This window comes from Micromonospora sp. NPDC049107 (genome assembly GCF_040648595.1).
In the GTDB taxonomy this organism is placed as follows: Bacteria; Actinomycetota; Actinomycetes; order Mycobacteriales; family Micromonosporaceae; genus Micromonospora.
On record NZ_JBEZEC010000015.1, the window covers coordinates 79,473 to 103,680 of the forward strand.

20 protein-coding genes and 2 tRNA genes are annotated in these 24,208 nt (G+C 71.6%); 9 read left to right on the plus strand and 13 right to left on the minus strand.

The window, feature by feature from the left end; translation table 11 throughout:
- Positions 1-32 precede the first annotated feature (32 nt).
- Positions 33-284: a hypothetical protein gene (locus tag AB0B55_RS29990; protein ID WP_357125931.1), complete on the minus strand. Its 252-nt coding sequence runs from the start codon at positions 282-284 to the stop codon at positions 33-35.
- A gap of 172 nt (positions 285-456) precedes the next feature.
- On the opposite strand from AB0B55_RS29990, the gene AB0B55_RS29995 reads away from it, so the two are divergent.
- The gene (locus AB0B55_RS29995; protein WP_357175341.1) at positions 457-4,236 is read left to right on the plus strand and encodes a S8 family serine peptidase; all 3,780 of its coding nucleotides are present in this window, start codon (positions 457-459) and stop codon (positions 4,234-4,236) included.
- Positions 4,237-4,346: 110 nt separating this feature from the next.
- On the opposite strand, the gene AB0B55_RS30000 is transcribed toward AB0B55_RS29995, so the two are convergent.
- The 6 genes from AB0B55_RS30000 to AB0B55_RS30025 all read right to left on the minus strand — a co-directional run bounded on the left by AB0B55_RS30000 (position 4,347) and on the right by AB0B55_RS30025 (position 10,419).
- Positions 4,347-4,423, minus strand: a tRNA-Met gene (locus AB0B55_RS30000).
- A gap of 131 nt (positions 4,424-4,554) precedes the next feature.
- A tRNA-Met gene (locus tag AB0B55_RS30005) sits at positions 4,555-4,628 on the minus strand.
- 60 nt (positions 4,629-4,688) lie between these two features.
- Positions 4,689-5,627, minus strand: coding sequence for a hypothetical protein (locus AB0B55_RS30010; protein ID WP_357175344.1), 939 nt, complete (start codon positions 5,625-5,627; stop codon positions 4,689-4,691).
- On the minus strand, positions 5,617-6,126 hold the full coding sequence (locus AB0B55_RS30015) for a SigE family RNA polymerase sigma factor (protein WP_357125941.1): 510 nt from the start codon (positions 6,124-6,126) through the stop codon (positions 5,617-5,619). The genes AB0B55_RS30010 and AB0B55_RS30015 overlap by 11 nt, the downstream gene beginning before the upstream one ends.
- A 186-nt stretch (positions 6,127-6,312) precedes the next feature.
- Positions 6,313-9,309 (minus strand): UPF0182 family protein, encoded by a 2,997-nt coding sequence (locus tag AB0B55_RS30020; protein WP_357175347.1) that lies wholly within the window; start codon positions 9,307-9,309, stop codon positions 6,313-6,315.
- 96 nt (positions 9,310-9,405) lie between these two features.
- Positions 9,406-10,419 (minus strand): PDZ domain-containing protein, encoded by a 1,014-nt coding sequence (locus AB0B55_RS30025; RefSeq protein ID WP_357125946.1) that lies wholly within the window; start codon positions 10,417-10,419, stop codon positions 9,406-9,408.
- A gap of 115 nt (positions 10,420-10,534) precedes the next feature.
- Between AB0B55_RS30025 and AB0B55_RS30030 the strand changes: the two genes are divergently transcribed.
- Entirely contained in the window at positions 10,535-11,848 is a 1,314-nt protein-coding gene (locus tag AB0B55_RS30030) for a zinc-dependent metalloprotease (protein ID WP_357175350.1), read from the plus strand.
- Between the two features lie 335 nt (positions 11,849-12,183).
- On the opposite strand, the gene AB0B55_RS30035 is transcribed toward AB0B55_RS30030, so the two are convergent.
- Together AB0B55_RS30035 and AB0B55_RS30040 are read right to left on the minus strand one after the other, a co-directional pair.
- Entirely contained in the window at positions 12,184-12,792 is a 609-nt protein-coding gene (locus tag AB0B55_RS30035) for a hypothetical protein (protein WP_357175353.1), read from the minus strand.
- A 383-nt stretch (positions 12,793-13,175) separates the two neighbouring features.
- A complete protein-coding gene (locus tag AB0B55_RS30040; RefSeq protein WP_357125955.1) occupies positions 13,176-13,706 on the minus strand; it encodes a M48 family metallopeptidase in 531 nt (176 codons plus the stop codon).
- Positions 13,707-14,232: 526 nt separating this feature from the next.
- Here AB0B55_RS30040 and AB0B55_RS30045 point away from each other — a divergent pair.
- The 3 genes from AB0B55_RS30045 (at position 14,233) to AB0B55_RS30055 (ending at position 17,064) form a co-directional block, all read left to right on the plus strand.
- Positions 14,233-14,400, plus strand: coding sequence for a DUF5679 domain-containing protein (locus AB0B55_RS30045; RefSeq protein WP_007464795.1), 168 nt, complete (start codon positions 14,233-14,235; stop codon positions 14,398-14,400).
- A gap of 208 nt (positions 14,401-14,608) precedes the next feature.
- Positions 14,609-15,721: a hypothetical protein gene (locus tag AB0B55_RS30050; protein WP_357125958.1), complete on the plus strand. Its 1,113-nt coding sequence runs from the start codon at positions 14,609-14,611 to the stop codon at positions 15,719-15,721.
- Entirely contained in the window at positions 15,718-17,064 is a 1,347-nt protein-coding gene (locus AB0B55_RS30055; RefSeq protein WP_357125961.1) for an AarF/ABC1/UbiB kinase family protein, read from the plus strand. The genes AB0B55_RS30050 and AB0B55_RS30055 overlap by 4 nt, the downstream gene beginning before the upstream one ends.
- 294 nt (positions 17,065-17,358) lie before the next feature.
- Here AB0B55_RS30055 and AB0B55_RS30060 read toward each other — a convergent pair whose 3' ends face one another.
- The 3 genes from AB0B55_RS30060 to AB0B55_RS30070 form a co-directional block, all read right to left on the minus strand.
- Positions 17,359-17,724 carry a WhiB family transcriptional regulator gene (locus tag AB0B55_RS30060; protein WP_355050569.1) on the minus strand — a complete coding sequence of 122 codons (366 nt, stop codon included), beginning with the start codon at positions 17,722-17,724 and terminating at the stop codon, positions 17,359-17,361.
- A gap of 131 nt (positions 17,725-17,855) precedes the next feature.
- Complete coding sequence (locus tag AB0B55_RS30065) at positions 17,856-18,107, minus strand: hypothetical protein (protein WP_357125966.1); 252 nt, start codon at positions 18,105-18,107, stop codon at positions 17,856-17,858.
- A 122-nt stretch (positions 18,108-18,229) separates the two neighbouring features.
- Positions 18,230-20,395 (minus strand): ATP-dependent DNA helicase UvrD2, encoded by a 2,166-nt coding sequence (locus AB0B55_RS30070; RefSeq protein WP_357175355.1) that lies wholly within the window; start codon positions 20,393-20,395, stop codon positions 18,230-18,232.
- 93 nt (positions 20,396-20,488) lie between these two features.
- Between AB0B55_RS30070 and AB0B55_RS30075 the strand changes: the two genes are divergently transcribed.
- The gene (locus AB0B55_RS30075; RefSeq protein WP_355050572.1) at positions 20,489-20,731 is read left to right on the plus strand and encodes a mycoredoxin; all 243 of its coding nucleotides are present in this window, start codon (positions 20,489-20,491) and stop codon (positions 20,729-20,731) included.
- Positions 20,732-20,799: 68 nt separating this feature from the next.
- On the opposite strand, the gene AB0B55_RS30080 is transcribed toward AB0B55_RS30075, so the two are convergent.
- On the minus strand, positions 20,800-22,158 hold the full coding sequence (locus AB0B55_RS30080; RefSeq protein ID WP_357175359.1) for an MFS transporter: 1,359 nt from the start codon (positions 22,156-22,158) through the stop codon (positions 20,800-20,802).
- A gap of 146 nt (positions 22,159-22,304) precedes the next feature.
- On the opposite strand from AB0B55_RS30080, the gene AB0B55_RS30085 reads away from it, so the two are divergent.
- From AB0B55_RS30085 to AB0B55_RS30095, 3 genes are all read left to right on the plus strand, one after another.
- Entirely contained in the window at positions 22,305-23,285 is a 981-nt protein-coding gene (locus AB0B55_RS30085) for a helix-turn-helix transcriptional regulator (RefSeq protein WP_357125978.1), read from the plus strand.
- 74 nt (positions 23,286-23,359) lie between these two features.
- On the plus strand, positions 23,360-23,599 hold the full coding sequence (locus AB0B55_RS30090) for a DUF397 domain-containing protein (protein ID WP_357125981.1): 240 nt from the start codon (positions 23,360-23,362) through the stop codon (positions 23,597-23,599).
- A gap of 217 nt (positions 23,600-23,816) precedes the next feature.
- A complete protein-coding gene (locus AB0B55_RS30095; protein WP_355050778.1) occupies positions 23,817-24,092 on the plus strand; it encodes a hypothetical protein in 276 nt (91 codons plus the stop codon).
- Positions 24,093-24,208: the final 116 nt, after the last annotated feature.

Consider the following 24,208-nt stretch of genomic DNA (forward strand, 5'->3'; position numbering starts at 1 on the left):
ACGGGTCGGGCTCAGCCCACGAGCGCGACGGATCAGCGCGGCGGGCCGCCGCGACGGTTACGCGTGAGGCGCAGCACCAGGAACACGATGATCGCGACCACCACGAGGCAGCAGAGCAGACCGAGGAAGCCGAAGCCGCCACCACGGGAGCGCCGCCGCGCGGCCTCCACCACCACCTCGCCGGCCCCCGTGGACGCCCAGGCCGCGACCGGCACGAAGACCGCCAGGACCACCGCACCGAGGACCGCGCTGAGCCGGCCCCACCACTTGCCGAAGGAAGACATGCGCCCATCCTCGCCGAAGGGCGCAACCTCGGCACGGCGGTAGACGCCAAATTCACGGGACCGGGCACGGCGGGCCGCGCAATGCGCCCGCAACCACACGGTAAAAGAGATGATCTTTACATCGATCCATCCAGATGATCGGATTCGGCAACTGGTCATCTCAGGAGGCACTGTGCGGCTCTCTCTCACCCGAAGATCTGCGGCAGCAGCGGTGGGCGTCACCCTCGTCACCGCTCTCGTCACCCCAACGACGGCCCACGGCGCTCCGGCGTCCCCACCCCCGACGGCGCCGCCGGGCCGGGCGGCTGACGCCGCGGCCGCACCCGTGACGGTCACGCTCGTCACCGGCGACCGGGTCACGGTGACCCCCGGGCGCAACGGCACGACGCCCACCGTGGACGTCGTCCGCGCCCCGGGCGCCACCGGCGCCGTACGCATCGCCACCGAGGGCCGCGACACCTACGTGTATCCGGACGAGGCGTTGCCGTACCTGGCCACCGGTCGCCTCGACAAGCAACTCTTCGACGTCACCCAGCTCGTCGCCCAGGGCTTCGACGACGCGCGGGCCGACGCGCTCCCCCTGGTCGTCACCCGCACCGCGGGCTCGGCGGCGCTGCGGAGCCGCACCGACCTGCCGGGCGCGGAGACCACGCTGGACCTGCCGTCGGTCCGTGGCCAGGCGATCCGCGCCCACCGCCCACGGGCCGCCGAATTCTGGTCGGCCCTCACCGGCGGCCGCCAGCCCGGCGGGACGGCGTCGACGGCCCGCGCCGCCGACACCGCGACGCCCTCCTTCACGGCCGGCATCGACAAGGTGTGGCTCGATGGCAGGGCGAAGGCCGCCCTCGCCGACACCACCGCTCAGATCGGCGCGCCGGCGGCCTGGGCCGCCGGCGGGACGGGCAGCGGCGTACGGGTGGCCGTGCTGGACACCGGAGTGGACACGACCCACCCGGACCTGGTGAACCGGATCGTGGCGTCCCGAAGCTTCATCCCCGGCCAGGACGTCATCGACCGCAACGGGCACGGCACCCACACGGCCTCCACGGTCGCCGGGACGGGCGCCGCGTCGGACGGTCGGGAGCGGGGTGTCGCCCCCGACGCCGACCTGGTGATCGGCAAGGTCCTCGACGACTTCGGAAGCGGCTCGATCTCCGGAATCATCGCCGGCATGGAGTGGGCGGCACGGACCGAACACGCCAAGGTGATCAACATGAGCCTGGGCGTCAGCGCCTGGCACAGCCAGGACGATCCACTGAGCCAGTCCGTCAACCAACTGACCGCCGAGACCGGCGCGCTCTTCGTCGTCTCGGCCGGCAACAGCGGTCCCGACCCGTACACCCTGGGCGCGCCCGGGACCGCGGACGCCGCGCTCACCATCGGCGCGGTGGACGCCACCGACCACCTGGCCGACTTCTCCAGCGCCGGGCCCCGGATGATCGACGACGGCCTCAAGCCCGACCTGACCGCCCCCGGCGTCGACGTGCTGGCGGCGCGCTCGCAGCACATCGAGTGGGGCGAGGGGTTCTACCGTCTGGACAGCGGCACCTCGATGGCGGCGCCGCACGTCGCCGGAGCCGCCGCCCTGCTGGCGCAGAAGCACCCCACCTGGAGCGCCAGCCAGATCAAGGACGCCCTCATGGGCACCAGCGTGCCCACGCCCGACTACAGCGCCTACCGGGCCGGTAGTGGTCGGGTGAACGTGGCCGCCGCCTACCACCAGGACCAGATCATCGCCACCGGATCGGTCGACGCCGGACTCGTCCCGTGGTCGCCCGGCGCGCAGCCGAAGCCGATCACTCGGAAGATCACCTACACCAACACCACGGGCAGCGCCATCACCTTGGCGCTCGCTGTCGAGGGCGCCGACGCCCCCGCCACGACGTTCGCGGTCGGTGCCAGCCAGGTGACGGTACCGGCGGGGGGCACCTCGACAGTCGACGTCGTGGTGGACCCGAAGGCGCTGACCCCCGGCCGGTACTCCGCCCGGATCATCGCCCGCCACGCGGCCGGTGCCGTGCACACGGCCGTCGGGATCGCGGTGGAGTCCAGGAAGTACGACCTCACGATCCACCTGAGGGACCGCGGCGGCCGGCCGATGAGCGGTGAGGTCGAGATCGTCAGCGCCGACGGCGTCTCCACCTTCATGTGGGTACGGGATGGAAGACTCGTCAGCCGATGGGCCCCCGGCTCCTACACCGTGGTCGGCGCGGTCGACGTCGAGGGCCTGCACGGCGACGGCTCCCTCGGCCTCGCGATGCTGACCGTGCCCGAGGTCGAGCTGACGACCAACCGGGTCGTCGTACTCGACGCCTCGGCGGCCCGTCAGGTGAAGGTGGCGACAGCGCAGCCGACCGCCGTCACCAACAGCCGCATCGACGTCTACCGCTCGTTCACCTCGCGCGAGCCGACGCCCAGCGACGCGAGCGCCCTGCGCGAGACGTTCTGGCCCGGCGCCACCTACGACAGTCTGTGGGCGCTCCCCACCAGGGGCACGGTGCGGGAGGGCAGCTTCGTCTTCACCACCCGGATCCGGGCGGAGCAGACGCCACTGGAGATCAGTCACGACGGCCGTCGTACCGGTGACCCACTCGCACAGCCGGGCGCCCGCCCGCTGACCGACGGCACCACGCGCCTGGACGCCGTCTTCGCCGGCACCGGCGCGACGGCGGACTACGCCGGGGTCTCGGCCCGCGGCAAGGCGGTCGTCGTCCGACGCGACGACGCCGTGTCCCCGTCGGACCGGGTCAAGGCGGCGACCGCCGCCGGCGCGGCGCTGCTCCTGGTCGTCAACGACGGCGAGGGCCGCGCCAGCGAGTGGTATGGAGAATCCGACGGTACGACGAACGGGCCGCTCCCGGTCGCGTCACTGATCGCGGGCGACGGCGAGAGCCTGATCGGCAAGATCACCGCCGCCGGCCGCAAGGGGGTACGCCTCACCGTCACCGCCCACCCCTCGTCGCGGTACCTGTACGACCTGGTCGACTACCACCGTGGCGGCGTACCCGTCGACCCGTCGCCCAGGACCGACCCGAAGCACCTCGCCCGGATCGACCTGGTGTTCGCCCCACCACCCGGCCAGCAGGCCGCCGAGACCCGGACGGACTTCCCGCCGTACGAGTGGGCGGCCGCTCGCGGGTTCCGCTTCCAGCCGGTGGCCCCGGGACCACGTACCGACTGGGTCTCCGCCGGCGACGGCGTCCGGTGGAAGCAGTTCGCCGACGTCCTCAACTGGGGGCGGTCGTACACGGATGAGATCGCCTACCGGCCGGGCAGCGTCCAGAAGGACCGTTGGTTCGGGCCCATCACGCGGCCACGCCTGCTGACGTACGACATCCCGTTCCGGGGCGAGTTCGGGATCAGCGCCTACATCCAGGGGTTCGGCGACGGGGGATCCGCGCACAGCGGCGGGGCCGCGATGCTGCAACGAATCTCGTTCTACCAGGGCGACCGGCAACTGGTGCAGTTCGAGAACTGGCCGGAGCTGTTCGCCGGTGAACTGCCGGCGCAGCGGTCACCGTACCGGCTGGTCGTCGAGACGGAGACCAAGCCGGAGTTCAGCCCGTACTCGTCGAGCACGCGTACCGACTGGACCTTCTTCTCCGCCGCTGTCGCTGGCACGGACGTGCAGGCGATGCCGCTGGTCCAGTTGGACTACGGCACGGACGTGGACCTGGCGGGCCGCGCGCCGCGCCGGAACGACCTCACCATCACCCCGGTGGTGGTGGGCAGCACGGCCGCGAAGGACGGCGTCTCCTCGCTCGGCCTCGAGGTGTCGTACGACGACGGACGCACCTGGCAACGGCAGAGCCTCAAGGAGCGCGGGGGCACCTGGACGGCGGCCCTGAACGCGCCGGGCCGGGCCGGGTACGTGTCGATCCGGGTCACCGCCAAGCAGCGTAACGGCGGTGGCGTCACCCAGACCGTCATGCGGGCCTTCGGCCTGCGGTGACATGTGCGCGGGGGCCGGTTCGCGCCGGCCCCCGCCCGCGACGGCGGCGACGTCGACCGGAACGACAGAACCCGGTCCCTGTGCGGGAACCGGGTTCTTGTCGTACCTCGTGGTAGCGGGGACAGGATTTGAACCTGCGACCTCTGGGTTATGAGCCCAGCGAGCTACCGAGCTGCTCCACCCCGCGTCGGCTGTTAAAGCTTAACCCACTCGTCCCGGCGATGATCAGCGGGGGGTCGCCCCACCGGGCAACCGCGCGAGCGGACGCGCCAATGACGAAAGCCCGCCTCCGGAAGATCGGAGACGGGCTTTCTCTCGTAGCGGGGACAGGATTTGAACCTGCGACCTCTGGGTTATGAGCCCAGCGAGCTACCGAGCTGCTCCACCCCGCGTCGGCTCGCTAACCGTAGCGCACCGACCCGGGGCACCGCAAAGCGACTCCGATACCGCCGTCAGCCCAGCCAGTTCTCGATCGCCGCCACCGCACGCCGACTGTCGGCGTCCACCTGCGCGCGCTCGGCGGCGGTGTACTCCCAGCCCTGCTCCCAGAGCACCGTCACCACGTCGTCGACCCGGACCGCCCGGACCAGCCGCACCTCGTACGCGCCCGGGTCGCCCATGCCCGCCGGGTACGGGGCCCGCAGCTCGAACAGCACCGACTCGTCGCCGTACGCCCCCGGGTCCAGGATTCGCTGCCGCCAGACCCTGGTGTCGTCGGGCATCTTCTGCTCGGGGCAGGCGCGCACGGCCTGCCGCAGCTCCCGCAGCGCGTCGTCGGCGCGGCCCGGACGGTAGATGGTGATGCTGTGCCGGTAACTGCCGTCCGGCACATTCCCGGCCGGGGTCTCCGGCCGCTTGTAGGCGATCGACCGGGCACGGCGCTGCACCACCGCCGACTCGCTGGCGTACCGGGCGCCGCACAGCGTCGGCAGGACCGGCCCCGCGGCGGTCGACTCCAGACCGGTCCGGTTGGCGGCCGCCAGGACGAAGAAGGCCCGGTCCGGGATCGAGGTGGGCGCGTGGGCGGTGGCCTGGCCGGTGGGCGCGCCCGACCGCGTACCCCCTGCGGTGGTGTGCGACGGCGTCGGGGACGACGATTGCGGCGTGGGCGGCGCGGACGCCGACGGGGTGGGCGTGGAACTGCCCGCGACCGACGGCGGGGCCGGCGTGTCAGCCGGTGGCGGCAGCGGCACGGACCCGTCCACGGGGAACGCCAGGCGTCCGCCGACGGCGACCCCACCGAGCAGCACCGCCACCGCCAGCGCGCTACCCGCCGCTCGGACCAGGGCCCGCCGGTCGGCGTGCCGCCGGACCACCTCGGGAGGTGCCACCGTCACGTCGTCCACGGCGACGGTGAGCGATCGGTACAGGTCGGAGAGTTCAGCGGACATCGTTCGCCTCCAGTTCGTCGATGTGGACGTCGGGCAGCAGTACGGCCAGCCGGCACCGGCCGCGGGACAACCAGGACTTGACGGTGCCGACCGGCACGTCGGCCTCCCGGGCGATCTCCTCGACCGACATGTCGAAGAGGTAGTGCAGAGCCAGCGCCTGTCGCTGCGCGGCCGGCAGTTGACGGAGCGCGCTCACGAGCAGCACCCCGTCCTCACCCGGTGGGGGCGCGGTCGGCGGCGGACCGCTGCGGCTCAGCAGGACCCGCCGACGGTGCAGGTGCCGCCAACGGTCGTTCGCCAACCGGGAGACCACCAGTCGCAGCCATGCCTCGGGCGCCGGGTGCTCGGCGAGCCGCCCCCACTGCCGCCAGGCCCGCGCGAACGCCTCCTGCACGACGTCCTGCGCCTCGGTGTGGTCACCGGTCACCGCGTAGCCGTACCGGATCATCCGCCGGACGGTGCCCCGGTAGAAATCGTCGAAGCTCTGTGCGTCCCTCACGACTGCCCCCTTGTCCGCCCCCGATGCATCAAGGACGGCAGGGGGCCGGCCGGGGTTGCGGCTCGGCTGGACAAAGCGTGTCGGAGAGGCGACAGGCCGGCATACCGTACGGATGCGACGGAGCCCCCGACGTCCGGACCCGGGGGTCCGACGTCGAGGGCTCCGGTGTGCCTGACGAGCGGCTGGTCAGCCGCCCGGCGTGGCGCTCGGGGTGCCGGACGGCGGGGGCGCGCCGCCGCTCGCCTGCTGCGCCTGCTGGAACGCGGTCAACGCCTCGTCCAGCGCCTTCAGCGCGCGGCCGTACCGTTCGAAGTCCCCGGAGGTCTGCGCGGCGCGAACCTCCGTGATGGCGGACTGCACCCGGTCCGCGGCGACGGCCAGATCGCCGGCCGGCGGGGCGGTGCCGCCCGGCGTCGGGGTCGCGCTCGGGGTCGCGCTCGGCGTCGCGCCCGGCGACGGGCTGGTCGGGTTGCCACCCGTGGTGGGCGGCGGCGAGGTGCCCTGCCCGGCCTTCTTACCCTGATCGACCAACTGCTTGATGCCGTCGTTGATGTTGTCGGCGAGCGCCACGAACGAGCCGCCGTCACCGTAGGAGAGCAGCACCTTCTGCAACAGCGGGTACGCGTCCTGCTGGTTGCTCTTCACGTAGACCGGCTCGACGTAGAGCATCCCGTCGGCGAAGGGCAGTGACAGCAGGTTGCCGTACTGCACCTGCGCCTGGTTGCTGGAGAGCAGGTTGAGCTGCTGACGGATGTTCGCGTTGTTGGTCATCTGCTGGTGCACCTGCACCGGCCCGGAGATCCGGGTCTGGTCCGGCAGCTCCAGCACCTCCAGCCGGGGCTTGCCGTCGACGTACGACCCGGAGATCAGCGCGGCCAGGTTCTGCCGGCCGTTCGGGGTGACCGCCGAGGTGAGCTGGAACCGAGGGCTCTCCTGCCCGGGGAACTGGGTGAACAGGTAGTACGGCGGCTGCTTCTGCCCGCTGTCCGGCGCGTCCGGCACGTTCGGCACCTGCCAGAAGTCCTGCGCGGAGTAGAAGTCACCCGGGTTGGTCACGTGGAACTTGGTGAGCAGGTTCCGCTGCACCTTGAACATGTCCGCCGGGTAGCGGAAGTGCTCGTTCAACTCGACCGGGATGTCCGCCTTCGGCTTGATCAGGTCACCGCCGAACGCCTTGTTCCACGCCTTGAGCACCGGGTCGGTGTCGTCGTACTCGTAGAGCGTCACGGTGCCGTCGTACGCGTCGACGGTGGCCTTCACCGAGTTGCGCATGTAGTTGACGTTCTCCCGGGCCAGTTGGAAGGTGCCCCGGTTGGTCAGCTCGTCGGTCGTCTCGACCTGGAGGTTGACGCGCTCGGCGTACGGGAAGGTGGCGGCCGTCGTGTAGCCGTCGACGATCCACTGCACCCGACCGTCGACCACCGCCGGGTACGGGTCACCGTCCAGCGTGAGGAAGGGCGCGACCTTCTCGACCCGGTCCCGCGGGTTGCGCACGTACAGCAGCTTGGAGTCCTTGTTGACCGCCTCGGAGAGCAGGAAGTTCGACTCCTGCTCCTTGATGGCGTAGAGGAGCCGTCGCGAGAAGGAATCGAGCTTGACGCCGCCCTCGCCGGTGTAGGTGTAGGACTCGCCGCCGCCCTCACCGACGGGCCTGTCGAACTCGGCCTTCTTGTTCGGGTCGGACTGCCCGACGATCGCGTAGTCGTCGGCGGCCATCCGCTCGCCGTAGTAGATGCGCGGCTGCTTGGCGGGGATCTGCTCGGTCTGCGAGGAGCACGCCTCCTGGGTCCGCTCGCCGAGGAAGCCGGAGACGAAGAACGGCTGCCCGCCGCACACCACCTGGTTCGCCGGGGCGGCCACCAGGCCGTACCCGTGGGTGTAGACGGTGTGCCGGTTGATCCAGGTGTTCTGCTGGTCGGTCAACTCGCCGTAGTTGATCTCGCGAACACCGACGACGTAGTCGGACGTCTTGCCGTTCACCCCGTACCGGTCGATGTCCAGCTTGGGGCCGAAGTCGTAGAAGCCCCGGACCTGCTGGAGCTGGGTGTACGTCTCGCTGACCAACTGCGGGTCGAGCAGGCGCACGTTGGACACGACGGACGTGTCGGTGGCCAGGTTCGCCGGTGGGGTGAGGTTGCTCGCCGCGTACGGGGTGGTCTCGGTGTTGCCCAACCCGAACGCCGCCCGCGTCGCGTCGATGCTGCGCTGGATGTACGGCGCCTCCTTGTCCTTGGCACTCGGCTTCACCTCGAAGGTCTGCACCGCCCAGGGGTAGATGCCGCCGATCGCCACCGCGGAGACGCCCAGCAGGGCGAGCGAGATGCCCGGCCACACCAGGTTCCGCATCCAGGCGTTGGAGAACACGACGATCGCGATGGCCACGACGACCGAGATGTACGCCAGGATCTCCTTCGCCGTCAGCAGCGCGTTGACGTCCGCGTAGCCGGCGCCGTACAGCTTGGCGCCCTCGTTGTACTCGAGCAGCATCGCCCGCCGGTCCAGCACGTACGCGAGGGCCTTGAGCAGGACGAAAACCGCGACGAGACTGCTCAGGTGCGCGCGCGCTGCGTTGCTCATCCGGTCCCCGACGCCCTGGAGGCGGACCCCGCCGAAGAGGTAGTGCACCGCCAGCGCGCCGATCAGCGCCAGCACCACGGCGGTGAAGCCGACCCCGAGCAGGTAGCGCCAGAACGGGAGCTGGAAGACGTAGAAGCCGATGTCCACCCCGAACTCCGGATCGACGGCACCGAAGTCACCGCCGTTGCGGAACAGCAGCCACTGGTCCCACCGACTCTGGGCGGACAGCCCGGCGAAGAGGCCGATCACGGCGGCGATCAACGCGATCCAGGTGCCGAGACGCGGGCTGAGCGCCATCCGGTAGCGCTCCAGCGTGGCCTGCTCCGCCGAGTGCGGTCGCAGTCGCGGCCGCAGCCGGTACGCCAGCCACAGGTTGCCGCCGATGACCACCGCCATGCCGAGGCCGATGACTGCGAAGAGCAGCAGTCGGGTGACGAGCACACCGGTGAAGACCTCGGTGTAGCGCACCTCGTCGAACCAGAGCCAGTCGGTCCAGGCCTGGACACCCCAACCGAGCAGGGTGAAGAGCACGAACACCCCGACCAGGACGGCGATGGTGACCCGGCCGCGCCGGCTCATCCTCGGCAGAGGGCTGCTGCTACGCATTACCACTGTTGGCTCCGCACGCTCGATGTGATCGGCTCCGATCAGGCACCCAGAGTACGGGTTGTTCCTGAGCGTGTCGGGGCACGGTCACACGGGTCAGCAGCGGGTCGGCTGACCACCGGCGCGCAGCGTCTCCAACGCGGTCAGCGCCTCGTCCAGCGAACCCACCTTCAGCAACGGCAGGTCGGGCTGCGGGTTACGGACCGCCTCGGCACAGTTGTCGGCCGGCACCAGGAAGACCTTGGCCCCGGCCCGCTTCGCGCCGACCAGCTTCTGGGCGATTCCGCCGATCGGACCGACGGTGCCCTCGTCGTCGATGGTGCCGGTGCCCGCGATGACCTTTCCGCCGGTGAGGTCGGCCGGGGTCAGCTTGTCCACGATGCCCAGGGCGAACATCAGACCGGCGCTCGGCCCGCCGATGTCCTCCAGGTCGATGCCGAGCGTGAACGGGTGCGGCTGCTGCTGGTCGATCTCGACGCCGATGCGCGGTCGACCGTCCTGCTCCCGGCTGGTCACCGTCGCGGTGGCCGGCGTGCCGTCGCGCGTGTAACCGATGGTCAACGCCGTACCCGCCGGCTTGGCCCGGATCAACTCGGTGACCTTGGCAGCCACCGGCACCGGCTGACCGTCGACCGAGGTGACCACGTCGCCGACCTTGAGCGTCCCGGCGGACGGGCCGTCCGCCGCGACCGTCTTGATCACCACCTGCACCGGGAAGCCCAGTTCCCGCAGCGCGGCGGTCTCGGCGCTGGTCTGCGACACCTTGAAGTCCTCGGCGTTGCGCTGCTCGACCTGCTCGGTCGACTCCCCCGGCGGGTAGACCAGTTCGCGCGGCACCACCGCCTCGTCGTCGGAGAACCAGCCGGCGATCGCCGAGCGGAGCCGAACCGTCGGCTGCACCCCCACCGTCGTCAGCCGCAGCTGGCCCGCCGACGTGGAGGTCTCCCGGCCGGTGACCTGGATGACCTCCTTACCGTCGGTCGTCCCGAGCGTGTTGACCGTCGGGCCCGGGCCGAGCACCACGTACGGAATCGGCACCCGGAGCACCCCGATACTCAGCAGGGCGGTGAACAGGGCACCGAGCAGGACCGTCAGGCCACGACGTCTCATGCGCCAGAGCGTACCGATCGCCACCGGCCGGTCCGACGGATGCGTCACACGACTTCGCCCTCAGCGCAACGCCAGCGGCGACTACCTGGGGCGCGGCGCGCGTACCGTAGAGGTCGTGCCTGATATTCCGTTCGGTTTCGCGCTCCCGGGTGGGCAACCACCAGACCCCAACGATCCCGCGCAGATGCAGCAGTTCATGTCGCAGTTGCAGCACCTGCTCTCGGCGCCGGGCAGCGGGCCGGTCAACTGGGACCTGGCCCGGCAGGTAGCGGCCAGCCAGCTCGCCGCCGCCGGTGATCCGGCCGTGTCACCGTACGAGCGCAACGCCGTCGAGGAGGCGTTGCGCCTGGCCGACCTGTGGTTGGAGCCGGCCACGTCGTGGCCGTCCGGCATCCAGTCCCCGGTCGCCTGGAACCGCAACGAGTGGATCTTCAAGACGCTCGACGTGTGGCGCAAGCTCTGCGACCCGGTGGCCAGCCGGATGGTCGGCGCGATGGGTGACCTGGTGCCGCCGGAGGCGCGCGCCCAGCTCGGCCCGATGCAGTCGATGGTGGCCACCCTCGGCGGCGCGCTCTTCGGCGGCCAGCTCGGGCAGGCCCTCGGCTCGCTCGCCGCGGAGGTGCTCTCCGCCGGTGACATCGGGCTGCCGCTCGGCCCGGCCGGCACGGCCGCGCTGATTCCGGCCAACATCCGCGCGTACGGCGAGGGCCTGGAACTTCCCGAGGACGAGGTACGCCTCTACGTGGCGCTGCGCGAGGCCGCCCACCAGCGGCTGTTCCAGCACGTTCCGTGGCTGCGCGGACACGTGTTCAGCGCCGTGGAGATGTACGCCGCTGGCATTCGGGTCAACCGTGAGGCGATCGAGGAGGCGATGGGCCGGGTCGACCCGACCGACCCGGAGTCGATGCAGGCGATCGCCCTGGAAGGCATCTTCACCCCCGAGGACACTCCGGCGCAAAAGGCCTCGCTGGCCCGCCTGGAGACCGCGTTGGCCCTGGTGGAGGGCTGGGTGTGCCACGTGGTGGACAGCGCCGCCAGCGACCGGCTGCCCAACGTCGTACGGCTGGGCGAGGCGTTCCGCCGCCGCCGGGCCGCCGGTGGCCCCGCCGAGCAGACCTTCGCGGCGCTCGTCGGCCTGGAGCTGCGCCCGCGCCGGCTGCGCGAGGCGGCGGCCCTGTGGGCGGCGCTCACCCAGCACCGCGGCATCGAGGGCCGGGACGCCGTCTGGGGCCACCCGGATCTGCTCCCCTCGGACGACGACTTCGCCGACCCGGTGGCGTTCGCGATGAACGACATGGACCTGAGCGAGCTGGACAGCTTCGACTTCACCGCCCCGGGCGGCGCGCACGAGAAGGCGCCGGGCGAGTCCGACGACGAGGGCGACAACGACGACAGCGACAGCGGCACGGACGGCGGCACCAAGAGCTGACGCGGCCAGGCCGGGCGCCCGCGAGTCGGGCGTCCGGCACACGCCCGGCGCAGCTCGGGCGCCCGACACGCGCCCGGCGCGGCTCGGGCGCCCGACACGCGCCCGGCGCGGCTTGGGCGTCCGACACGCGCCCGGCGCGGCTTGATGATCCACTCGGCTTCCTGGAAAGCGGGTTGTCCGCGCGGCCTGGACGCCGCGCTTTCCGGGAACCCGCTTGGATCACGCCCGCGACAACCCCGCGCGGGGCGGCCGACGCCTCGACGGCGCGGCGGCCAGGCGGGGCAACCGGGCACGGCGACGGCGGGCCGATCAGGCGGGCCGATCAGGCGGGCCGATCAGGCGGGGCGGCTTGAGCCCGACAGCAGCGAGCGGGTGGCCTCCCAGCCTTCGAAGGCCGGGTCCAGCGCGGCGAGGTCGGCCGGGCCACGCTGGCGTCGCCAGCCGGCCGTGACGGCGACGTCCCCTGGCTGGGGGGCGCCGACCCGGGCGTCGGCCGGCATTGCGGTGTCAAAGTCGAGCGGGGGCAACCACTGCGGCACGGGCAGCCGTACGGCCACTCCGAGCAGACCCGGGCCGCCGCCCTCGGCCGGGGCGACGGCGACCGACCGGGTAGTGAGCGGGCGCAACAGCTTGCCGACGGTCAGCGCGGGCAGGTCGGGCACGTCACCCGCGAGCACTGCCGCCTGGTCGTAGCCATCCAGCGTGGCAAACACCGCGTTCGGCGTCGGCTCGGGTACCTCGTGGACCGCAGTGCCGGGCCAGACCAGCGCGTCCGCCAGCGGACGGTCTGCCGGGGTCACGGCGACGGCCACGTCCACCTCGTTAAGGGTCGCGACCAGGTCGATGACATCCTCGGCGAGCGCCGCCCGCCACTCCGCCAGGTCGATCCCCGGCGGCGACCACCGCACCGGCCCGAACATGACCACCACCACCCGCCGCGCCATGACCCGACCCTAACGCCCCGACCCACCGCCTCACTCACCCCACCGACGCCCACCCCGCCGAGCCCAACGCGCGCCGAGCCCGCCTCGCCGAGCCCAACGACTCGGCCCGCCGCACCGCGCCGGCCCAGACGGGCCTAGACGGCCGATGGGCCCGGTGATCGACTCCACACCGGTGAAGTCGGGGCATCCCGACGCCAGGACACCCCAACATCGGCGAACCGGAGTCGATCAAGCCGGGCAGGCACGCAAGCCGGGCAGGCACGCAAACCGGACAGGCACGCAAGCCGGGCAGGCACGCAAGCCGGGCAGGCACGCAGGCCGGGCAGGGCCCTAGGCGCGTCAGGCCGGGCAAGGTCACCGGCTGGGCTGAGCCCAGGGGCGGGTCAGGTGGGGACGGGGGCGCAGGATGCGGCGGCGACGCCCTCCAGGTAGCCGCGCGCACGCTCCGACTTGGGGTACCGGCCGACGAGCCCCCAGAAACGGGCGTTGTGGCTGGGCACGATGAGGTGGGTCAACTCGTGCAGCAGCACGTAGTCGATCACCCAGTCGGGCATGTCCTGGACGCGATGCGAGATGCGAATGCTGCGGTCGGCGGGGGTGCAGGAGCCCCAGCGGCCGTTCTGGTTGGTGACCCATCGGACGCTGGCCGGCACGGCCTTCTCGCCGTAACCGCCCAGGTAGAGGTCGATCAGCCGGTTGGCCCGGGCGACGAGTTCGTCGTCGGAGCGGGCCAGTCGACCCTCGCGGGCGGCGAGCCGTGCCAACATGCGGTCGACCCACTCGCTCTCCTCGGCCCGGGAGAACTGGTCCGGGATGAGGACGACCACCCGCTCACCGTCACGGTACGCAGACACCGTGCGTCGCCGACGCTGGCTGCGCCGTACCTCGACGACCGGCTTACGCGTCCCCGCCATCACTGGGCCGCGCAGCCTCGGCTACGTGTCACGAGGGAAAGCTAATGCGTACTGACCAGGGGTCCGCAAGAGTCAACCGCGCGACACGCGCCCAAAAAATGGTGATTGGTCGCCCGGCGTCCCGAAAATTTCTTGACCGGACCACCGCCGAGGTGCCATCACGCCGTCTCGTCACCCACCGTGTACGCCGGCGGCGGCATCGCGCGGTCCGCCCCTCCACCGTAAGTGATCACCGCGCTCGACGCTGCCGCGGGGGCACCCGCAGGGGTGGCTGTGAGGGTTTGGTCGGCGTGTCCCCGCCAAACTGACTTATCCGACCTAATTCGCCATGCACACTCTCGACGTCGACTTGCTCACAGTGACGATGCACAGCTGACATGGAACTGCCCAGACCTGGGTAGGGTCCGCGAACCAGCGGTCACGAAGGTGGCCGTGGAGTAAGCCCCAGCGCCGGCGCCCCGTGAGGTCCGCCGCCGGGCATTCCGCCGGAACCGTATTGACCGGCGGACGAGACGAGGAGGGCACCGTGGCCGACCAGGCCCAGACCTACAACGGTTACTGCGTGAAGTGCAAGGAGAAGCGGGACTTCGAGGGGCACGTGGAGGTCTCGAAGACCGGCATGAACATGGCCAAGGGCAAGTGTCCGGTATGCGGCACAACAGTGAACCGGATTCTCGGCAAGGCGAAGGTCTGACCCGTACGGATCTGCGGGGGCGGGACGGCGGAGTGGCCGTCCCGCCCCCGTTGCCGTTCCGCCCGTAGGTGACTCTGTCGGGTGGCCGACAGCACGCGCAGTGGCCTGTGGATAACCCCGCAGATCCTGTGGACAAGGCTGGATACGGCCTTGGACGCCTGTGGACAACGATCGACCGAGCGCACGGATGCGGTCACGATTCGTCACCATGAGTCGTACGCCGCTGCCTCGCCCCACCCTGCTGCCCGGCCTGAGCCGGCTCTGGCGGGATCGGCACACCCTGCAGATCGGCCTTGGCCCCGGGCTCGCCGTACTGGTGGAGCTGACCAATCCGCGCACCGCTCACCTGCTCGATCTGCTGGACGGCACCCGCAGCGAGCGGGACGTACTGACCGAGGCCGGCGCCGCCCAGGTCGCCGCCGACGACGCTCGTACGCTGCTGGACGCCCTGCGCGCGGCGGGCCTGCTGGTGCCGGCGCACACCCTGCTCCCCCGCGACCTGGCCGGGCCGGTCCGGGCCCGGCTCGCCGCCGAGGCCGGAGCGTTGGCGCTGGCGGCAGCCCGGTTACCCGGCACCCCGGCGCAGGTCCTGCGCCGTCGGCGGGCGGCCCGGGTGCTGCTCACCGGCGGCGGGGCCCTCGGCGGACCGCTGGCGCTGGCGCTGGCCCAGGCCGGCGTCGGCCAGGTGATCCCGCACCTCAGCGGCCCGGTACGACCGATCGACCTGATCGGGACGGGCATTCCCGCTGCCGAGTTGGGCCGGCCACTGGCCCCGGCGATCCGGGCGGCGGTCGACCGTGTCGCGCCGGGCACCGGCACCCACCCGGTCCGGGCCGCCCGGACGGATCTGGTGATCCAGTTCGGCGCGGACCGTCCGCCCGCGCTGCTCGCCGCCGGTCTCGCCCAGCGCCGCCAGCCGCACCTCATGGTGACCGTCCGCGAGGGCGTACCGGTGATCGGGCCGCTGGTCCGTCCGCCCGCCGGGCCGTGTCTGCGCTGCGTCGAGCTGCACCGGGCCGACCGCGACCCGGCCTGGCCAGGGCTCGCCGCTCAACTGGCCGCGGCGCGGCCGGTGACCGCCGGCGCGACCGGCACACTGTTCGCGGCGATCGGATACGCGGTGGCGGAGGCCCTGGCCCACCTCGACGGCGGGCAGCCCGAGACGCTGGGGGGCGCCGTGGAGATTTCCGGCGCGGGCCGGTTCCGGCGGCGGGGCTGGCCGCCGCACCCGGCGTGCGAGTGTTCGCGGCGCCGGGCGTACGCACCAGCCCGGCCGCACGGCAGCATCGGACCCCTCCGGTCGGTAACAATGGCGAAGTGACCGACATCCCGCGCCGGGCCGTGTCCCGGACCGCCAAGCTCGCCGCTCTGCCGCTCGGCTTCGCCGGTCGGACCGTCCTCGGCATGGGTAAGCGCGTCACCGGGCTCGCCTCCGACGTCATCTCGGCGGAGATCCAGCAGCGCACCGCCGAGCAGTTGTTCAGCGTGTTGGGGCAGCTCAAGGGCGGGGCGATGAAGTTCGGCCAGGCGTTGTCGGTCTTCGAGGCGGCCCTGCCGGAGGAGATCGCCGCCCCCTACCGACAGGCGCTGACCAAGCTTCAGGAGGCCGCGCCGCCGTTGCCCGCCGCGAGCGTGCACAAGGTGCTGGCCGAGCAGCTCGGTCCGGACTGGCGCGACCGGTTCGTCGAGTTCAACGACACCCCGGCCGCCGCGGCGAGCATCGGGCAGGTGCACCGGGCACGGTGGCGGGAGCCGGGGTACGGCCCGTCCGGCGAGCCGAACAGCCGCGACGTGGCGGTCAAGATCCAGTATCCGGGTGCCGGCGACGCGCTGCTCGGCGACCTCAAGCAGCTCTCCCGCCTCGGCGGAATGTTCCGGGCGATTCAGCCCGGCCTCGACGTCAAGCCGCTCCTCGTCGAGCTGCGCGAGCGGATCACCGAGGAGTTGGACTACGAACTGGAGGCCGAGTCGCAGCGGGCCTTCGCCGCCGCGTACGCCGACGACGAGGAGATCTACATCCCGGGCGTCGTCTCCGCGTCGCCCCGGGTGCTGGTCACCGAGTGGGTGACGGGCACACCGCTCGCCGACATCATCCGGGACGGCAGCGAGGAGCAGCGGGACGAGGCCGGCCGACTGATGGCCACGCTGCACCTGTCCGCACCCCAGCGGGCTGGTCTGCTGCACGCCGACCCGCACCCCGGCAACTTCCGGCTCCTGCCCGACGGACGGCTCGGGGTGATCGACTTCGGCGCGGTGGCCCGAATGCCGGAGGGCACACCGGAGCCGATCGGCTTCATCGCCGGTCGGGCGTTGCGCGGGGACGCGGACGGCGTGGTGGCGGGGCTGCGGGACGAGGGGTTCATCGGGGCCACCGACGAGATCGACGCCGAGGGGGTCCTCGACTTCCTCCGCCCGATGCTGGAGCCCATCGCCGCCGACGGGTTCCGGTTCACCCGGGCCTGGCTACGCGCCGAGGCGGCCCGGCTGGCCAGCCCCCGATCCCCCACGTACCAGTTGAGCCGGAAGCTCAACCTGCCACCGTCGTACCTGCTCATTCACCGGGTGACGCTCGGGTCGATCGGGGTGCTCTGCCAGTTGGAGGCCAAGGCCCCGTACCGGAGCATCCTGGAACGCTGGCTGCCCGGCTTCGCGCCGGTCGCCTGAGGACGTAAGGGAAGGGCGGGTGCCGGTCGGCACCCGCCCTTCTGCGTGGGGTGGTACTAGAGAACGCCCAGGTCGCGCGCCGACTGGCGACGGCTGTTCATGGCGACGGTACGGGCGGATCGGGTTGCCTCAGTGCTCGTGGTGGTACGACCGGCCTGAGGCCGGCGCATTCGAGCCCTGGTCAGCGCTTCGTGGAGTAGTTGCATCTCGTAGGCGCCACTCGGAACGTTCAACATCGTCTTCTCACTCACTGCCGGTGTGACACCGGCGTCGTTGGAACGGGTCGGGAACATGTCAGGCTGCCAGCCGGACCGCGCCTCGCACCTCGGACAGCCCACTGGCCGCCAGGCGAGCCTCGGCCTCGACCCGGAGCGCGGCGTCACGAGCGACGTCCTCCTTGCGCGGACGGCCACGGGGCCGCTTGCGCGGGACGACCGCGCCACGCTCGAAGATCTCGCCGCCCCAGACGCCCCACGGCTCCGCTCGCTCCACCGCCCCGGCCAGGCACTCGACGCGCAGCGGGCAGTCCCCGCAGAGCGACTTGGCCAGCTCGAGCTCGGCAGGCGAGTCGGAGAACCACAGGTCGGGGTCGAACTTCCGGCAGGGCAGGTTCGCCTCCAACTCGACGCTCACGTCGATGGGGGCCAACGCCAGACTCATCTCCCGGTCACCTCTCTCTCACTTCGATCTCGTGGATCGCATTCCGACGTACTTACGGCGGGGCAAAAAACTGAGGCCGCGGATCCCGGTAATCGGGTTCCGCGGCCTCGAGGTGAGCCGGTGTCTGAGATTCAGACCGGTCTACCTCGAGGTGGAACGCCGCGGACATCCGTACGCTTCTTGGCGCCATCGATGCCCATGCCCGTGAAGCCACTGGTCCCCTGGACTCCGGCATTCGGCGCAACGGTCAGATTCAGCTCGGTCTGAACCTGGTGCACCTGCGAAGCCCACGGTCGGGTAGCCACAAGAGCCACCCGGACAGTCGACAGCGGAGCGCAGACAGACGGCATCGCCGTCAGACGCTCATAGGTGAAGATCTTCACGGGTGCCACCTCCCTCACGTTCCTCGGATCGACTGGACCAACCCCCGTGAGCAGCCGGAATGGCGCCGCTCGCGTGGTGTGTCCTGAGGTTATTCCTCGCCTGGGCGCGAGGGCAAACGAATTTACGACGAGATTTCGAAAGTTTTCTCCGGGCAGACGTCGTCCACCCCCGCGCCCCCCACGAGCGCCAGCACCGACTCACCGTAGAGGCCGAGTTTGCGGGGGCCGATGCCGGCGATCGCGATCAACTCCTCCGGCCGGCCGGGTCGCCGCTCCGCCAACGCGGTCAACGTGGCGTCGGTGAACACCACGTACGCCGGGACCTTCTGCGCGCCGGCCACCCGCTGCCGCCACTCGCGCAGGCGTTCGTGCAGCTCGTCGTCGATGTCGGACGGGCAGGTGGGGCAGCGGCCGAGTTTGCGGTCCGGGCCGGCGAGCAGGGTGGCGCCGCAGATCCGGCAGGAGACGATCTGCGTCCGACGCCGCTCGGGTCGCCGGGCCCCGCCCGTCGAGGCGCCGGCCCGCTCGGTGCCGCCGGAGCGGTCCAACTGGGGCAGGAACCGCGAGGGCCGCCGGGCCCGTCCGCCCGGCGACCGAGCGGCGGCGTACGACAGCCAGAGCCACTGCCGGGCCCGGGTGATCCCGACGTACAGCAGCCGGCGTTCCTCCTCCACCTGCTCGACGGTCTTGGCGTACGTGGTGGGCAGCGTGCCCTCGGCGAGGCCGACCAGGAACACCGCGTCCCACTCCAGCCCCTTGGCCGAGTGCAGGGACGCCAGCGTGACCCCGTCCACCGTCGGCACGTGCTGCTGGGCGGCCCGACGGGCCAACTCCTCGGTGAAGTCGGTGAGGGTGACCGGACGCTCCACCGACGCGGCCTCGCCGATCGGCACCAGCTCGGGCGTGGCCGCGTACTCCTCGGCGAGCTGGACCAGCGCGGCCAGCGCCTCCCAACGTTCTCGTGCCGCGCCGCCGGCCGGGGGCGCGTCCGGCGCCCAGCCCACGGCGGTGAGCGCCTCGACGACGGCGGTCGGCAGCGGGGTCTCCCCCGGGATGGACCGGGTGGCCGAGCGCAGGGCGACCATCGCCTGACGGACCTCGACGCGCTCGAAGAAGCGCTCGGCACCCTGCACCACGTACGGCACGGCGGCCTCGGTCAGCGCCTTCTCGTACGCCTCGGACTGCGCGTTGGTCCGGAACAGGATGGCGATCTCCTTCGCCGGGGTGCCGGCGTCGATCAGCGCCCGACAGCGCGCGGCCACCGCGTTCGCCTCGGCCGGCTCGTCGGTGAAGATCCGCAGGTCGGGTTCCGGGCCCGGAGGGCGCTGTCCGGTCAACTCCAGTCGCAGCCGCGCCTCGGTCCCGCGAGCCTGGGAGATCACGGCGTTGGCGAGCCCGACGACCTGCGGGGTGGAGCGGTAGTCCCGGACCAGCCGGACCACCGTGGCGTTGCGGTGCCGGCGGGGAAAATCGACCAGGTACGCCGAGGTCGCCCCGGTGAACGAGTAGATCGTCTGGCTGGCGTCGCCGACCACGGTCAGGTCGTTGCGGCCGGCCAACCAGGCGTCCAACAACCGCTGCTGGAGTGGGTTGACGTCCTGGTACTCGTCGACCACGAAGTGCCGGTACTGGCTGCGGATCTGCTCGCCGACGTCCGGATGCTCCTCGATGCCCCACACCGCGGCCCGCAGCATGTCCTCGAAGTCGATCACGCCGTTGGAGCGCTTGAGCTGCTCGTACGCGGTGAACACATCGGCGACCTTCGCCGGCTCGTGCGGCGTGTCCCGCAGCGCGCGGGCCGCCGCGACGACGTACTCCCCCGGCTCGACCAGCGACGTCTTGGCCCACTCGATCTCGCCGGCCAGGTCCCGCGCAGCGGCTCGGTCGGCACGCAGACCGACCCGCGCGGCGGCGAGGGTGACCAGCCGCACCTTGCTGTCCAGCAGCTCGGGCATGGCGCGGCCGGCCAGCAGGCGGGGCGCGAAATAGCGCACCTGACGCAGCGCGGCCGCGTGGAATGTCCGTGCCTGGACGCCCTGGGCCCCGAGCAGCGTGAGACGGTGACGCATCTCGGCGGCCGCACGGGCGGTGAACGTGACGGCGAGCACGTGCCGGGGGGAGATCTCGCCGGAGAGCGCCCGGTGGGCGATCCGGGAGGTGATCGCACGGGTCTTGCCGGTGCCGGCCCCGGCCAGGATGCACACCGGGCCCGCCGGCGCGGTCACCGCGGAGCGCTGCTCCGGGTCCAGCCCGGCGAGTACGCCTTCCGACGCTGAGTGAACCCCCACAACCAGGAATCATCTCAGCTCCCCCGGGTGTTGTAGCGGACAGCCTCGGCTTGATCGGCAAGCCGGCGGCCAGAGCGGTTGGAGGATCCGATCATGCTGACGATGTATTCCACTCCCTGGTGCGGCTACTGCCACCGGCTGAAGTCGCAGCTCGACCGGGAAGGCATCGGGTATGAGGTGGTCGACATCGAGCAGGACCCGAAGGCCGCGGACTTCGTGATGAGCGTCAACGGCGGCAACCAGACGGTGCCGACGCTGCGTTTCGATGACGGCAGCGCCCTGACCAACCCGTCGATCACGCAGGTCAAGCAGCACCTGGCGACGTTGGGCGCCTGACTGCAGGCGTAACGACCTCGACGAACGGCCACCCCCGCGGGTGGCCGTTCGTCGTGTCCGGCCTCCCGTCAACGCCGGAACGGCCGCCGGGTGGACACGGTCACCGAGCTGTCGATGCCGGCGTCGAGTGGGCGGCGTGGCCCCGGAAGGGTCGGCGGCGTGGTCTTCGCGCCGCCGGACGGCGCGCTGAGGTGTCGGCCCCGCCACAGGTAGACGCCGGCAGCCAGCGTCGCCACCCCGACCAGCACGAACAGGGCACGGTAGTCCAGGACGCCGACCAGCAGGGCGCCCGCGCCGATGGAGAGCGCCTGCGGCCCGCTGACCAGCGCCTGGGTGGCCGCTGCCACCCGTCCGACCAGGGCGGGCGGCGTGCGCCGCTGGATCAGCGTTTGCAGACCCACCATCGTCAGCGGCAGCGAGACGCCGGCCAGCAGCACCGCCCCGAACCCGAGCGGCAGGTCGGGGTACGCGAGCGCGAGCGCCGCCGGAGCGAAGAACGCCACCCCGGCGGCCAGGGTGGCGACCTCGCCGAGTCGCCGGACCAGGACCGGTGAGCAGATCCCGCCGCACAGTCCGCCGACGCCCTGCACCATCACCAGCACGCCCACGAACGCGGCGTCCCGGCCCAACCCCTGGTCGACGTACGCGAAGATCAGCGACTCGCTGAAGCCCATCACCAGCGACCCGAGCCCGTAGCCGACGAGGGCCCGGCGCAGCGCCGGCTCACCGGTCAGGTGTCGCAGGCCGGCGCCCAGCTCGGCGGGCCACCGCAGCCGTACGGTGGGCGGCGGCTGTGCCGGGCTCGGCACCGCGGTCACCACCACGGCGGCGGTCACGAAGCCGACCATCCCGATGCCGGCCAGCGCCCACCCGCCGAGCGCCGCGTAGAGCGCCGCGCCGGCCAGGGGGCCGACCAACCGCAACCCCTGGCGTACGGTCTGCAGCACGCCGTTCGCCTCGGCCAGCAGTTCCACGGGCACCAGTTGCCGGATCAGCCCGCTGAGCGCCGCGCCGAGCGTGATGGAGGACAGGCCGTACAGGGCGGCGACCAGGTAGACGCGCCACACGTCGCCCGCGTCGCGGACGGTGAACAGCGGTACGAGCAGCACCGCGGTGATCGCGTTCGCGGCCACGAAGAAGGGTCGGCGTGGGTACCTGTCGACGAACCACCCGACCAGCGGTGCCATCGTCATCGGGGCGACAACGGCGAAGATGATGCCGCCGGCCAGCCCGTCGGAGCCCGTCAGGTCCTTGACCCAGATGGCGAGCGCGAGTAGCAGGATCGACTCGGCGGTCATGCTGGCCAGTAGGCCGCCGAACAGGAGACGGAAGTCGGGTCGGCGCAGGACGGTGCGCATGGGTCCCTCCGGCAAGGTGGCGTGCCCGGCTGGGCGCGGTCGACGAGGCTGGGACCGCGGGTCCGTCATCGTCCGGCGTACCCGTGGTCCATTTTTGGCAAGACACGCCCCCGCCGGAACCTCCGACACCGGTCGCGCCGTCCATACTGACCGTGGGGGGCGAATTTCATACAGTTACCGTCGCGTCTGCGGCGGACGACGGGAAAGAGGACACTGTGCCTCCTGCCGCACCCAGCCCAATCATGCGCCGCCGGCGGTTGGGCATCGAACTGCGCAGTCTGCGTGAGATCGCAGGCCTCACCGGCGACCAGGTCATCGAGCGGATCGGCTGGGCGTCCGCGTCCAAACTGTCCCGCCTGGAGAACGGCCGCAGTAGACCGGACCCGCAGGACGTCAGCGTCCTGCTGGACCTGTACGGCGCCGACGCCGCCGCGCGCGAGGAGTTGCTCGGGATCGCCGGCGAGGCCGGCGACATGCGCGGCTGGTTGAAGAACTTCCCGGTGATGACGCAGCAACAGCGGAGCTGGGCCGAGTTGGAGGCCGGCTGCGCGGAGATCTCCGAGTACAACCCGGTGCTGGTGCCGGGCCTGCTGCAGACCGCCGGATACGCGCGGGTCCGACTCCAGTCGGCCCGTCGGGTGAGCGAGCGGGCCGGCGAGCCGGAGCCGGCCGACGAGTTGGAGACCGAGGTCAAGGCGCGGCTGGCCCGTCAGACGCTGCTGACGCGCGAGCCGCACGCGCCGACCTACACGGCCGTGCTGGAGGAGGCCGCCCTCGGCCGTCGGTCCGGGCCGCCCGAGGTGCTGCAGGAGCAGTTGCACCAACTCTGCGAACTTGCTCTGCTACCGAACGTGACGCTGCACGTGCTTCCGCGGGACACTCAGGTGGGCGATTGGTACCTTCCGCCGACCGCCTTCTCCCTCTATCGGTTCGCCGATCCGCTCGATCCGGAGACATTGGCCATCGAAGGGGGGTTCGTCGACGTCATGTCGACCGAGTCAATCACGCTAAATCGCTATAAAGTAGTGTTCGAGTGGCTATGCACGGCGGCACTAGACGCTTCGGACACCCTCTCCTGGCTGATCGAGGCGACGGGACGGCCGACCGGGGCGGCACCCGTATCCACAGTGGCGTTCGGGCCGGCAACGGCGCCGACCCAACGTCGCCGTGATTCGGGACGACTGACGGACCGGTGATCCACGGGGGACCCTCCGTCGGGGCGTGCGGCACCACTCGTCCCATCGGAGCGGTTCACATCAGGAGCAGAACCATGAACGACATCCACCACACGCCGTCCGTCTCCGCCAGCTCCCTGGCGGACGCCCCGTGGCGTACCAGCACACGTAGCCAGACCTCCAACTGCGTGGAGGTCGCGCCGCTGGGCACCGGCCCGTCGGCGGTCGCGCTGCGCGACAGCAAGGACCGGGGCGGCCCGGTGCTGCTGTTCAACCGGGCCGGTTGGCTCGGCTTCATCGCTGGAGCGAAGACGGGCCAGTTCGATCTGAACTGATCCTCCAATGTGGGGCGGGGCCGTCGGCACAGTGCCGGCGGCCCCGTCGTCGTATCCGCCGACGCCCCCGCTGACCAGGCATCCGCCGATCGGACGAGGCTCAAAACCAATAGGCGCGTTTCACTTGCTGGGATGAACACGGGGCGTAACATGACCCACGAGAAACGTGGAACTTCCACACACCGGCTCATCCGTCGCGGTTCATCCGGAGACCCACATGCGGTTCCTGATCGTTCGCACCGACATCCGCACCGTCGCCGACGGTGACATCGCCGCCGCCTGGGCGGACGGCCACCGCCTCCGTGACGAGACCACCACGCCCGAGCCGCGCCGGCAGACCGTGCACGCCGAGGACCGGGACGCCGCGCTGGTGCTGGCCCGGGCCCTGTCCACCGTCGGCGCGGTACGGGCCGGCAAGCAACGGGTCAAGGTCCTGCCGCTCAACGAGCCGCAGCCCGCCTTCCGGCGCAGACCCGGCCGCACCGGCACCTGACCCACCAGACGTCCGCCGTGGTCGGCTCGGCTCCCCCGCCGCGTCATACCGCTCCCACCGACCACGGCGGCCCGTGTTCCCGGCCCGTGACCGTCGCGGCAACGGCGGCCACGGGC